9 protein-coding genes, 1 other RNA gene and 1 pseudogene are annotated in these 11,795 nt (G+C 71.3%); 9 read left to right on the top strand and 2 right to left on the bottom strand.

What is annotated here, in order from left to right; all coding sequences use genetic code 11:
* Window positions 1-668: 668 nt before the first annotated feature.
* Window positions 669-1,448 (bottom strand): annotated as a pseudogene (locus ABZS71_RS34965) (FHA domain-containing protein); the annotation flags it as partial.
* A gap of 485 nt (window positions 1,449-1,933) precedes the next feature.
* On the opposite strand from ABZS71_RS34965, the gene ABZS71_RS34960 reads away from it, so the two are divergent.
* The 4 genes from ABZS71_RS34960 to ABZS71_RS34945 all read left to right on the top strand — a co-directional run bounded on the left by ABZS71_RS34960 (window position 1,934) and on the right by ABZS71_RS34945 (window position 7,178).
* Window positions 1,934-3,547 carry a serine/threonine-protein kinase gene (locus tag ABZS71_RS34960; RefSeq protein WP_355847965.1) on the top strand — a complete coding sequence of 538 codons (1,614 nt, stop codon included), beginning with the start codon at window positions 1,934-1,936 and terminating at the stop codon, window positions 3,545-3,547.
* Window positions 3,548-3,730: 183 nt separating this feature from the next.
* On the top strand, window positions 3,731-5,050 hold the full coding sequence (locus tag ABZS71_RS34955; protein WP_355847968.1) for a serine/threonine-protein kinase: 1,320 nt from the start codon (window positions 3,731-3,733) through the stop codon (window positions 5,048-5,050).
* A 40-nt stretch (window positions 5,051-5,090) separates the two neighbouring features.
* Window positions 5,091-6,197, top strand: a complete 1,107-nt coding sequence (gene prfB / locus ABZS71_RS34950; RefSeq protein ID WP_355847971.1) for a peptide chain release factor 2 — start codon at window positions 5,091-5,093, stop codon at window positions 6,195-6,197.
* 297 nt (window positions 6,198-6,494) lie between these two features.
* Entirely contained in the window at window positions 6,495-7,178 is a 684-nt protein-coding gene (locus ABZS71_RS34945; RefSeq protein WP_355847973.1) for a PT domain-containing protein, read from the top strand.
* 88 nt (window positions 7,179-7,266) lie between these two features.
* Here ABZS71_RS34945 and ABZS71_RS34940 read toward each other — a convergent pair whose 3' ends face one another.
* Window positions 7,267-7,467 carry a hypothetical protein gene (locus tag ABZS71_RS34940; protein WP_355847976.1) on the bottom strand — a complete coding sequence of 67 codons (201 nt, stop codon included), beginning with the start codon at window positions 7,465-7,467 and terminating at the stop codon, window positions 7,267-7,269.
* A gap of 328 nt (window positions 7,468-7,795) precedes the next feature.
* Between ABZS71_RS34940 and ftsE the strand changes: the two genes are divergently transcribed.
* The 5 genes from ftsE (at window position 7,796) to ssrA (ending at window position 11,647) form a co-directional block, all read left to right on the top strand.
* On the top strand, window positions 7,796-8,485 hold the full coding sequence (gene ftsE, locus ABZS71_RS34935) for a cell division ATP-binding protein FtsE (protein WP_069863504.1): 690 nt from the start codon (window positions 7,796-7,798) through the stop codon (window positions 8,483-8,485).
* A 9-nt stretch (window positions 8,486-8,494) separates the two neighbouring features.
* Window positions 8,495-9,406, top strand: coding sequence for a permease-like cell division protein FtsX (ftsX, locus tag ABZS71_RS34930; RefSeq protein ID WP_355847980.1), 912 nt, complete (start codon window positions 8,495-8,497; stop codon window positions 9,404-9,406).
* Between the two features lie 68 nt (window positions 9,407-9,474).
* Complete coding sequence (locus ABZS71_RS34925; protein ID WP_355847983.1) at window positions 9,475-10,674, top strand: S41 family peptidase; 1,200 nt, start codon at window positions 9,475-9,477, stop codon at window positions 10,672-10,674.
* 18 nt (window positions 10,675-10,692) lie between these two features.
* Window positions 10,693-11,172, top strand: coding sequence for an SsrA-binding protein SmpB (smpB, locus tag ABZS71_RS34920; protein ID WP_355847986.1), 480 nt, complete (start codon window positions 10,693-10,695; stop codon window positions 11,170-11,172).
* 105 nt (window positions 11,173-11,277) lie between these two features.
* Window positions 11,278-11,647: a transfer-messenger RNA gene (gene ssrA, locus ABZS71_RS34915) on the top strand.
* Window positions 11,648-11,795: the final 148 nt, after the last annotated feature.

Raw genomic sequence — 11,795 nt, 5'->3', positions numbered from 1 at the left:
CGCCCATCTCACGGGACATCGGAACTCTGCGGTGGTGATTCACTATGACCCAGGGCGGCGCGGTTGCTCAATGCTCCGAGGCCCGGTTCCCGCCCAGCCGCGCGCTGCCCGCCGGCCCGGTGGTCCGGTTGCTCGCCGGTCGCCCAGTGGTCTTGGCCGCTGGGGCCGTACGCCGGCCCGCGCCCGCCCGCGCCGCGCCCCGGCTGCCCGCCGGTCGCCCGGGGGTCGCCCTGGTCGCGTCCCGGCCCGTATCCGCCGGAGCCGCCGCGCGTCCCCGCTCCCGGCTGCGCGCCGGGCCGGCGCTCGCGCTCGTCGCGCCGGCCAGGGCCCGCGGCTGTGCCGCTGTCCGAGCCCCGGGCCGCGTGCCGGTGGTCCGGTCCGTCGTCGGTGGGTCGGGCGCCGGTCGCCCAGGGGCCCTGGCCGCCTTGGTCGTGGCCCGGCCGGTAGCCGCCCGCGCTGCCGCGCGCTCCGGCTGCCGGCCGGCCGCCGGGGCCCTGGTCGTCTCCGCCGTGGCCGTCGTGCTCCGGGGACGGCACCCGGCTCCAGCCCGCGCCCGGGTGGTGGGTGGGGGGTGTCCAGGTGCCCTCGGTGGTGTGGGTGCGGGGGGACTGGGGGGCGCCGGTCCAGGGGCCCTCGGTGTGGGTGACCGTCCTTGTGTCCGGCCGGGGGGTGACGCGGAGGTGGCCCTCGCCGTCCGGGTGGGCGGGGAGGGGGTCGGGGGACGAGGGGGCCGCGGAGGGGGCCCGCAGCCGAAGGGCGGACTCGCCGATCCGCAGCAGCGCGCCCGGCGCCAGCGGCACCGGGTGGGGGCCGACCGGGGCGCCGTCGGCCGCGGTGCCGTTCGTCGAGCCGAGGTCGGCGATGGTGACCCGGCCGTCCTCGGCGACCGTGACGGCGCAGTGCAGCCGGGAGACGTCCGGGTCGTCCAGCGGGACGTCCGCGTCGGCGGAGCGGCCGATGCGGACCTGGCCGCCGTGGAGCAGATGGACGCCGCCCGCGTCGGGCCCCGCGACCACGTCGAGGTGGACGGTGGCATCGGAGACGGCGGCCTCGGGCAGCCCGGGGTAGCCCAGATAGCCGGGGTAGTGGTCGTCGTCGGCCGGGGCGTGGAGGGAGAGCACCGCGCCGTCGATCAGCGGCGGCTCGCCGATCACACGGCGCTGGGGGTCCAGCCGCTCACCCCCCGCGTAGAGCACCACCGCTCCGCTGCCGCCCCCCGCGTCGTACCCGGCGGCGGCGACCGCGGCGGCGAGCCCGCCCGCGACCGAGGCGAGAGCCGTGCCGACGGGGGCGGTCACGAGGACGTCGACAGCGCTCGCGCGGGCGTGCGCACCGTGCGCGAAACCGTGCGCCCGCGGCGCAGGCGCACCCGCAGGCGCGGGAGCAGGATGGCCGGAACGGCCCGGGTGGGCGCTGCGCGGCCCGAGGACGGTCAGCCGAATCTGCATCGCCGTCAACGGTCCCTTCTGTCCGGGGGGCCGGGCAGGGGTGCCAGCCCCACCACCGCCCCCAGGCCCCTTCGGCACGTACAGGTCCGTACGGGGTCGTACGGGTCACGGAGCGTGAGCCCCCCACCGCTCGGCGCTTCCGTGCTGCGTGCATCCTCGCACCTGCCACTGACACTTCGCCCGCCACCCGGCGCCACATGATCTTGATTGGTCGGCCAGTCGGCCGAAACTGGCTGTTTGCGACCGGAACGGCCACCGTTGCGACGCCGGACGACCCCGTGCGGCGCGGGCCGGACCGGCCCGCGGCAACCAACTGTCCGGATCACACGTCTTCCCCCGAGCGGGGCGCCGGTCGCACACCCGGTGCTACTCGTGTGGTGATCAGTACGGCACTTCGTGCGTCCCCATTACAGTGGGTCGGACGTGCACCATAGGCAGTCGAACGATGCAGCAAGTGACAAGACCACGATCAGGGAGCGCATGACGTGCGGCCGGTAGGCAGCAAGTACCTGCTCGAGGAGCCGCTCGGACGCGGAGCCACGGGCACCGTCTGGCGAGCCCGCCAGCGGGAGACGGCGGGCGCCGAGGCCGCCGTGGCCGGGCAGCCCGGCGAGACCGTCGCGATCAAGGTCCTCAAGGAGGAGCTCGCGAGCGACGCGGACATCGTGATGCGCTTCCTCCGCGAGCGCTCCGTGCTGCTCCGCCTCACCCACCCCAATATCGTCCGCACCCGCGACCTGGTGGTCGAGGGCGATCTGCTCGCCCTGGTCATGGACTTGGTCGACGGCCCGGACCTGCACAACTATCTGCGCCGCAACGGCCCGTTCACCCCGGTCGCCGCGTCCCTCCTCACCGCGCAGATCGCCGACGCGCTGGCCGCCAGCCACGCCGACGGTGTGGTGCACCGTGACCTCAAGCCCGCCAACGTGCTGCTCGCGGGCACGGGGGAGGGCCAGGAGATGCACCCGATGCTGACCGACTTCGGCATCGCGCGCCTCGCCGACTCGCCCGGTCTCACCCGCACCCAGGAGTTCGTCGGCACCCCCGCCTATGTGGCGCCGGAGTCTGCCGAGGGCCGTCCGCAGACCTCCGCGGTGGACATCTACGGCGCGGGCATCCTGCTGTACGAGCTGGTCACCGGTCGTCCGCCGTTCGCGGGCAACACGGCCCTGGAGGTGCTGCACCGCCACCTCAGCGAGGAGCCGCGGCGCCCCTCGACCGTGCCCGAGCCGCTGTGGACCGTCATAGAGCGCTGTCTGCGCAAGAGGCCGGAGGAGCGGCCCAGCGCCGAGAGCCTGGGCCGCGCGCTGCGCGTGGTCGCGGCCGGCGTCGGCGTGCACGCCTCGGCCGCGCAGGCGGAGGCGGCGTTCGGCGTCGCCGCGCTGCTGGCGCCGGACCCGGCGCCCGCCCCGGTCCCGGACACCGCGCCCGCGGGCACGGCCGACCCGACCCAGGCGCTGCCGACGAACGCGCCCTCGTACGACCCGGCGGCGGCCACCAACGTCATGCCGACGACCGGGCCGAACGCGGATCCCACCCAGGTGCTGCCCACCGGCGCCGGCCCGCGCGGCGGCGCCGACCCGACGCGCGCGATGCCGCCCGTGCCGCCCGGCGGGCCCGGGCAGGACGACCCGCACCCCTGGCAGAACCAGCTGCGCGCGGCGCGCGACCGCAACGATCAGACGCAGGTCCAGTACCTCGACCCGGGCGAGGACCCGCTGCGCCGCCGCCCGCACCGCCCGGCGCCCCAGCAGCAGCCCGGGCAGCCGTACCAGCAGCCGCAGCGGTACGCCCCGGCGCCGCACCACCCCCAGCAGCCGCAGCCGCAGCGCTATGCGCCGCCGCCGCAGGCGCCCCAGCGGCCGGAGCCGCGCCGCGAACCCCGGCAGCGCGGCGCCAACCCGATGAAGATCCCCGGTCTGGGGTGTCTCAAGGGCTGCCTGTTCATGATCGTGATCCTGGTCGTGGGCTCCTGGCTGATCTGGGAGCTGACCCCGCTCAAGGACTGGGTCGCCGACGGGCAGGGCTACTGGCACGCGGTCAGCGGCTGGATCTCGGACGTCAAGCACTGGGTCTCGGACCTCGGCGGTCCCAACTGATCCGTCACCGTTTCCACCGCCGCCCCCGCCTCCGTACCTCCGACTCCGGCGATTTGTCGACATCCGAAGGGTGTTTTCCGCCGCAGAAGTGACAGTTGTCGCTGTCTGGTGCACCCAACGCGCCGGTAGCCGCGTAGTTTTGTCGCCAACGTGCCCCCCCTTGTCGGAGGATTCGGAGCAGTCTTGTCACGGAAGATCGGCAGTCGGTACGCCGCGCACCAGGTCCTGGGACGCGGCAGCGCCGGCACGGTGTGGCTGGGCGAAGGGCCCGAGGGACCCGTCGCGATCAAGCTTCTGCGTGAGGATCTCGCCTCCGATCAGGAGCTCGTGGGCCGTTTCGTACAGGAGCGCACCGCGCTGCTCGGCCTCGACCACCCCCGGGTGGTCGGGGTGCGCGACCTGGTGGTCGACGGCAACGACCTCGCGCTCGTCATGGACCTGATCCGCGGTACGGATCTGCGCACCCGGCTGGACCGCGAGCGCCGGCTCTCCCCGGAGGCGGCGGTCGCGATCGCCGCGGACGTCGCCGACGCGCTGGCCGCCGCGCACGCCGCCGGGGTCGTGCACCGCGACGTCAAGCCGGAGAACGTGCTGCTGGACATGCAGGGGCCGCTCGGCCCCGGCGGTTCGCACCCCGCCCTGCTCACCGACTTCGGCATCGCGCGCCTGGTCGACGAGCCCACCCGGATCCGCGCCCAGCAGCCCGGCCGCGCCCAGCAGCCGGGCCAGGGCCGCTCCCCGAACCCGCGCAGCGTCATCGGCACCCCGGACTATCTCGCCCCCGAGATCATCGAGGGGCTGCCGCCGCGGGCCAGCGTCGATGTGTACGCCCTCGCGACGGTCCTCTACGAGCTGCTGGCGGGCTTCACGCCGTTCGGCGGCGGCCACCCGGGCGCGATTCTGCGCCGCCATGTGACCGAGACCGTGGCCCCCCTGCCCGGGATCCCCGACGAGCTGTGGCAGCTGCTCCTCCAGTGCCTCGCCAAGGCGCCCGCCTCCCGGCTGCGCGCCTCCGAGCTGGCGGCGCGCCTGCGCGAGCTGCTGCCGAGCCTGGCCGGATACCCGCCGCTGGACATCGACGAGCCGGACGAGCAGCAGGAGGGCGAGCGCGAGAGCGCGTACGAGGAGCCGCGGCACCACGCCCCCGCCTCCGCCGAGACGCCCGCGCGGCGGCGCGGCGCGGTGCCGCTGGTCCCCGGAGCGGTGCCCGACTCCAGCCGCGAGACGCACACCAGCATGCGCGTGCCCAGCGCGGACGAGCTCGCGGGCGGCGCCCACGGCACCGCGCGCGCCCCGCGCGTCCACGGCCAGCGACGGGCCGGCTCGGCCCGTAACCGGCCCTCGGAGGCGGTGCGCCGCCGGAGGATCAAGGTCGCGGTCATCTCGGCGGCGGCGCTGCTCGTCGTGGGTGTCGGTGGCTGGCTCGCTACGGACGGTGACGACGGCGGCGATTCGCCGGGCGGCGGCCAGCACTCGTCCTCCCAGGACGCCGGTACGCGATGACCGGGGCCGGTCAGCCGTCCATAGCGGTTACGCTGGTGCCGTGGCAGTCGTCGATGTATCCGAAGAGCTGAAGTCCCTCTCCTCGACCATGGGGTCGATCGAGGCCGTCCTGGACCTCGACAAGATGAGGGCCGACATCGCCGTGCTCGAGGAGCAGGCGGCGGCCCCGTCCCTGTGGGACGACCCGGAGAGCGCCCAGAAGGTCACCAGCAAGCTCTCCTATCTCCAGGGGCAGCTGCGCCGGACCGAGGATCTGCGCGGCCGTATAGACGATCTTGAGGTGCTCTTCGAGCTCGCCGAGGCCGAGGGCGACGAGGACGCGCGCGCCGAGGCCGAGACCGAGCTGGACGCCGTGCGCAAGGCCGTCGACGAGATGGAGGTGCGTACCCTCCTGTCCGGCGAGTACGACGCCCGTGAGGCGGTCGTCAACATCCGCGCCGAGGCGGGCGGGGTCGACGCGGCCGACTTCGCCGAGCAGCTCCAGCGGATGTATCTGCGCTGGGCCGAGCGGCACGGCTACAAGACCGAGATCTACGAGACGTCGTACGCGGAGGAGGCCGGCATCAAGTCGACCACCTTCGCCGTAAAGATCCCGTACGCGTACGGGACGCTCTCCGTCGAGCAGGGCACCCACCGGCTGGTGCGGATCTCGCCGTTCGACAACCAGGGCCGCCGCCAGACGTCCTTCGCGGGCGTCGAGGTGCTGCCGGTCGTGGAGCAGACCGATCACATCGAGATCGACGAGTCCGAGCTGCGCGTCGACGTCTACCGCTCGTCGGGCCCCGGCGGCCAGGGCGTCAACACGACCGACTCCGCGGTGCGGTTGACCCACATCCCCACCGGCATCGTCGTCTCCTGTCAGAACGAGCGCTCGCAGATCCAGAACAAGGCGACCGCGATGAACGTCCTCCAGGCGAAGCTGCTTGAGCGCCGCCGTCAGGAGGAGCAGGCCAAGATGGACGCGCTCAAGGGCGACGGCGGCAACTCCTGGGGCAACCAGATGCGTTCGTACGTCCTGCACCCGTACCAGATGGTCAAGGACCTGCGCACGGAGCACGAGGTCGGCAACCCGCAGGCGGTTCTGGACGGGGAGCTCGACGGCTTCCTGGAGGCCGGGATCCGCTGGCGCAAGCAGCAGGAGAAGTAACCCCGCACGCCCCCGAGCGCGCCCCAAGTGGCCGCGCGAGCGCGCTTTTTGGTCACAGTCCTGTACCCATGCATCGCGCAAGCACTTTCATAGCGGACATGTCACCCGCAATGACCTTGACGGTGATATGAAAACTGGAAAGGCTGACGCGCGGCATGCGTATGACTGGGGCGCGTGTGGAACGGGGACCAGCGGACCGCCCCACGGGCGGGGACCGCGGAACAAGACCCCCCGGCGATCGTGGCCCCGTGCATAGCTGCTCCATTGACGAGTACAGCTACTGGGGGTAGCAGGCAGATGACGAAGAAGACGCGGCTGCTGGTCGCGCGAATAGCGGCTGGCGCGGTGATCGCGGCCGGCGCGTCGCTCACCGCCGCCGGCGCCGCATCGGCCGTCGGTATCGATGTCGGTGTCGCCGGCGTCAACGTTTCGGCCAAGGCGGATGAGAAGGGTCTGGACGCGGGCGTCAGCGTTGGCAAGCCCGGCCCGACCGATGAGCCGACCGGGATCCCGACGGGGCCGACTCAGCCGACCGACCCGCCGACCCCGACGGACCCGCCCACCGACGAGCCCACGGACCCGCCGACCGGCGAGCCGACGGACCCGCCCACGGGTGAGCCGACGGACCCGCCCACGGGTGAGCCGACCGACCCGCCCACGAGCGAGCCGACCGACGAGCCCTCCGGTCAGCCGACCGACGGTTCGACCACCGCGCCCGGCGGCAGCGGCGGCGGCGACAACGGTGGTGGCAACGACCACACCTGCACGATGGATCTCAACAGCACCAACTGCGACGACAACACCGGCACCGACAATGTCGGCTCCAAGCCGGTGCAGCAGGGCAAGGCCAAGGAGCAGCTGGCCGAGACCGGTGCCGGCGACCAGACGACCTTCCTGCTGGTCGGCGCCGCGACCATGATCGCCGGTGGCATTGGCTTCCGCTCTGTGCCGCGCCTGGTGAACCGCAACAACGTGGCCTGACCACGCGCCTCACGCACGGCGAGGGGCCCGGAGCTCTCCAGAGCTCCGGGCCCCTCGTGCGTCTGTGTGGACGATTCATAACCGTGCGTTATGCCGCGGCGGCCACCTCATGGGCGAGCACGGCCACCGCGATCAGCGCCACCAGCAGCGCTATCAGCGCGGCCGGCGTCAGCCCGCCGAACATGCCGTCCTGCTGCTGCAGGCGCTCCCTGCTGGCCCGGCAGACCGGGCAGCGGCCCTCGCTGACGGGGCTCGCGCAGTTGGCGCAGACGAGCCTGTCGTACGTCATGCGCTTTCTCCTCCCGCGCGGCGGTGCCGCAGTAGACACGGGGCCAACGCTCAGGGAAAGGTGTTGGTTCCCCTTCCACTGTGCCAGCTTCCGCCCGGTTCGGCGCGCCCCGCACGATTCCGTGCCGCATCCGTACCGTTTTCGTGGCCGCTCTGGGTGGTTCAGCGGCCAGTTTGTCAACCGTTTGCCCCCAATAGTGCCGTGAATAAGCGCACCTACTCCGGCCGGCGACTGCGCGCTCGCACGCGGTTCGCGTATGGTCACGCTCACCGACGGGAGCCGCTCCGGCGGCAGCCCGTACCGCTACCCAGGTCACCGTGGTGCTCCAGTGATCCGATTCGACAACGTATCCAAGACCTACCCCAAGCAGAACCGTCCCGCACTTCGGGACGTCTCGCTCGAGATCGAGAAGGGCGAGTTTGTCTTCCTGGTGGGCTCCTCCGGGTCGGGGAAGTCCACCTTTTTGCGGCTGCTCCTCCGTGAGGAGCGCGCCAGCCATGGCGCGGTCCATGTGCTGGGCAAGGACCTCGCGCGGCTGTCCAACTGGAAGGTGCCGCAGATGCGCCGCCAGTTGGGAACGGTCTTCCAGGACTTCCGGCTGCTCCCCAACAAGACGGTCGGCGAGAATGTGGCCTTCGCGCTCGAGGTGATCGGCAAACCGCGCGGCGCCATTCGCAAAACCGTGCCCGAGGTGCTCGACCTCGTGGGTCTGGGCGGTAAAGACGACCGTATGCCTGGTGAGCTCTCCGGTGGTGAGCAGCAGCGGGTGGCGATCGCCCGCGCGTTCGTCAATCGCCCGATGCTGCTGATCGCCGACGAGCCGACGGGAAACCTCGACCCGCAGACCTCCGTCGGGATCATGAAGCTGCTGGACCGGATCAACCGGACCGGCACCACGGTCGTCATGGCTACGCATGACCAGCAGATCGTGGACCAGATGCGTAAGCGCGTGATCGAACTTGAGAAGGGCCGTCTCGTCCGCGACCAGTCCCGCGGCGTCTACGGCTACCAGCACTGAAAGGACGCCATGCGCGCCCAGTTCGTCCTGTCGGAGATCGGCGTCGGTCTCCGCCGCAATCTCACGATGACCTTCGCGGTGATCGTCTCCGTTGCCCTCTCGCTCGCCCTGTTCGGCGGGTCCTTGCTCATGCGCGAGCAGGTGAGCACGATGAAGGGCTACTGGTACGACAAGGTCAACGTCTCGATCTTCCTCTGCAACAAGAACGACAAGGAGACCTCGGCCAACTGCGCGAAGGGCGCGGTCACCGAGGCCCAGAAGACGGAGATCCGCTCCGAGCTGAAGCAGATGAACATCGTCGAGTCGGTGCAGTTCGAGACCAGCGAGGATGCGTACAAGCACTACAAGGAGCAGTTCGGTGACTCGCCGCTGGCCGACTCGCTGACCCCGGACCAGATGCAGGAGTCCTTCCGGATCAAGCTGAAGGACCCCGAGCGCTATGACGTGATCTCCACCGCCTTCGCCGCCCGCCCCGGGGTGCAGGAGGTCCAGGATCAAAAGGCGTTGGTCGACGACCTCTTCAACCTGCTCAACGGCATGAACTTCGCGGCGCTCGGCGTGATGACGCTGATGCTGGTGGTCGCGTTGATGCTGATCGTCAATACGGTGCGGGTCTCGGCGTTCAGCCGCCGCCGGGAGACCGGGATCATGCGGCTCGTCGGCGCGTCCAGCTTCTATATCCAGATGCCGTTCATCATGGAGGCCGCCATCGCGGGGCTGCTTGGTGCGGGCTTCGCCTGTGTACTGCTGGTGAGCGGCCAGTACTTCCTGGTCAACAACTGGCTGGTGGACAAGATCGACGTGATCAACTTCATCGGCTGGGACGCGGTGCTGGCGAAGCTGCCGCTGGTGCTGGCGATCGGGCTGCTGATGCCCGCTCTCGCGGCCTTCTTCGCGCTCCGCAAGTACCTCAAGGTGTGACATTCGCCTAGGGCGCCGTACCGGACAAGCCGCCGTACGGCGCCTGTTGGTGCCCTACACTCACCGGCATGTCGGGCCCGTGTTTGTTCGTCCAGCCCCGCCGCGTTCGCCGCGGGGCCGCCCTGACATTGGTCTTCGCGAGCGTGCTCGCCACCGGGGCGGCCGTCGGCTCCTGGGGCGCCGAGCCCGGACCGGGCCGGGAGCCCGCCGCCGGCCGGATACCGGCTCATCCGGTCGGCTCCGTCGAGAGCGACCAGGTCAAGGCGGCCGCCGCCGCGGCCCAGCAGGACGGGAAGTCCGCTTCCCAGGCCGCCCGCGAGGTGGTCAGCCGCAGCGGAGACCGGTGGGGCGCCGTCTACAGCGCCCGTGAGTACGAGGGGTTCCGGCAGCACCTCGACGGCGCGTACGTCGGCGTCGGGGTCTCCGCCCGCCAGGACGCCCACGGGCGGATCGAGGTGGAGCGCGTCCAGCCCGGCAGCCCCGCCCGTAAGGCCGGGCTCCGGGCCGGCGACCGGCTGCTCACGGTCGACGGTACGCGCGTGACCGGCCGGCCCGTCACCGAGGTCGTCGCCCGGCTGCGCGGCCACGCCGCCCGGTCGGCGGGCACCCCGGTCGTGCTCGGCCTGCAGCGCGGCGGGCACAGCTGGCGGCAGACCCTGCGCCGGGCGCGGCTCGCGACCGAGCCGGTCACCGTCGACCACCTCAGCGACCAGAAGCCCGGCGCCGTCCGGATCAAGGTCGACTCCTTCACCAAGGGCTCGGGCGAGCGGATCCGGCGCGCGGTGCGGAGCATCCCGCGCGGCGACGGCATCCTGCTCGATCTGCGGGGCAACTCCGGCGGGCTGGTCACCGAGGCCGTCACCGCCGCCTCCTCCTTCCTCGACGGCGGCCTGGTGGCCACCTACGACGTCCGCGGTGACCAGCGCGTCCTCGATGCCAAGCCCGGCGGCGACACCTCGAGCCCGCTCGTGGTCCTCGTCGACGGCGGCACCATGAGCGCCGCCGAGCTGCTCACGGGCGCGCTCCAGGATCGCGGCCGCGCCGTCGTCGTCGGCTCCCGGACCTTCGGCAAGGGGTCCGTCCAGATGCCCAGCGAGCTGCCCGACGGCTCGGTCGCCGAGCTCACCGTCGGCCACTACCGCACCCCCGCCGGGCGTAATGTCGATGGTGAGGGAATCGCCCCGGACCTGACGGTCAAGGGCGACGACGGACCGACCGCCGAGGCGCGGGCGCGCACAGTATTGGGTGGCCTCGGGGGCGGGTCCTAGTGCGAGAATGGCTGCACCATGGCTAAAGAGACGGGTCGCAAACTGATCGCGCAGAACAAGAAGGCGCGGCACGACTACCACATCCTGGACACGTACGAGTGCGGTCTGGTGCTGACCGGGACCGAGGTGAAGTCGCTGCGCCAGGGTCGCGCCTCGCTGGTGGACGGCTTCGCGCAGCTCGACGGCGGCGAGGCATGGCTGCACAACGTGCACATCCCCGAGTACAGCCAGGGGACGTGGACCAACCACAGCGCCCGTCGGAGGCGGAAGCTGCTGCTGCACCGGGCGGAGATCGACAAGCTGATCGGCAAGACCCAGGAGACCGGCCACACCATCGTGCCCCTGGCCCTGTACTTCAAGGACGGCCGGGCCAAGGTCGAGGTCGCGCTCGCCAAGGGCAAGAAGGAGTACGACAAGCGGCAGACGCTCCGCGAGAAGCAGGACCGCCGCGAGTCGGATCGGGCGATCTCGGCGGCCCGCCGCCGTCAGCGCGCCTGACCTGGAGCGAACCGGCGGGAATGATGTGGCCCCGTCGCGTGTTGTTCACCTATGATGGCGGCAGCACCCGTCACAGGGTGTGCTGTTTGTTTGAAAAATCAACATGGGGATGATCGGTTTCGACACCGGATGTCGAAGCAGGGGAAGCGAGCCGAGGAAGCGGCAATGATCTCGTAAACCATATGTCGCAACCAATAATCGCCAACACCAAGCGCGATTCCTTCGCCCTCGCTGCCTAAGTAGCGACTTGCGAAGTGTCAGCCCGGGGCTGTTCCCGACCCGGATCCTGGCATCAGCTAGGGAACTAAACCGCTAGGCCCGGTCACGGGGCGTAGCGGGAAATCACACAGTGACTGAGCCCGTCGGAGACTCGTCCGCGTGATCTCCGGGGCTGAGAAAAGCACAGCGGACTGCGCTCGGAGAAGCCCTGTTTCCGCACCGGTGGACGCGGGTTCGATTCCCGCCATCTCCACTCATCCCATGTACGACGAAGGCCCCGCCACCACGGCGGGGCCTTCGTCGTGCGTGGGGCTAACAACTGATGCGTGATTCATCAGTGAACCTCAGTCTGGTGAAGCTTTCCGAGTGGGCGGTACGCAACGGCGTGCATTACCAGACCGCGT

It is taken from the genome of Streptomyces sp. NPDC005393, assembly GCF_040606675.1.
GTDB lineage: Bacteria > Actinomycetota > Actinomycetes > Streptomycetales > Streptomycetaceae > Streptomyces.
This window is presented reverse-complemented; position numbering and strand designations above follow the sequence as displayed.

Coding starts and splice junctions, on each gene's coding strand:
- ABZS71_RS34945 (WP_355847973.1), top strand. CDS start 6,495: ATGACGAAGAAGACGCGGCTGCTGGTCGCGCGAATAGCGGCTGGCGCG.
- ABZS71_RS34940 (WP_355847976.1), bottom strand. CDS start 7,467: ATGACGTACGACAGGCTCGTCTGCGCCAACTGCGCGAGCCCCGTCAGC.
- ftsX (WP_355847980.1), top strand. CDS start 8,495: ATGCGCGCCCAGTTCGTCCTGTCGGAGATCGGCGTCGGTCTCCGCCGC.
- ABZS71_RS34925 (WP_355847983.1), top strand. CDS start 9,475: ATGTCGGGCCCGTGTTTGTTCGTCCAGCCCCGCCGCGTTCGCCGCGGG.
- smpB (WP_355847986.1), top strand. CDS start 10,693: ATGGCTAAAGAGACGGGTCGCAAACTGATCGCGCAGAACAAGAAGGCG.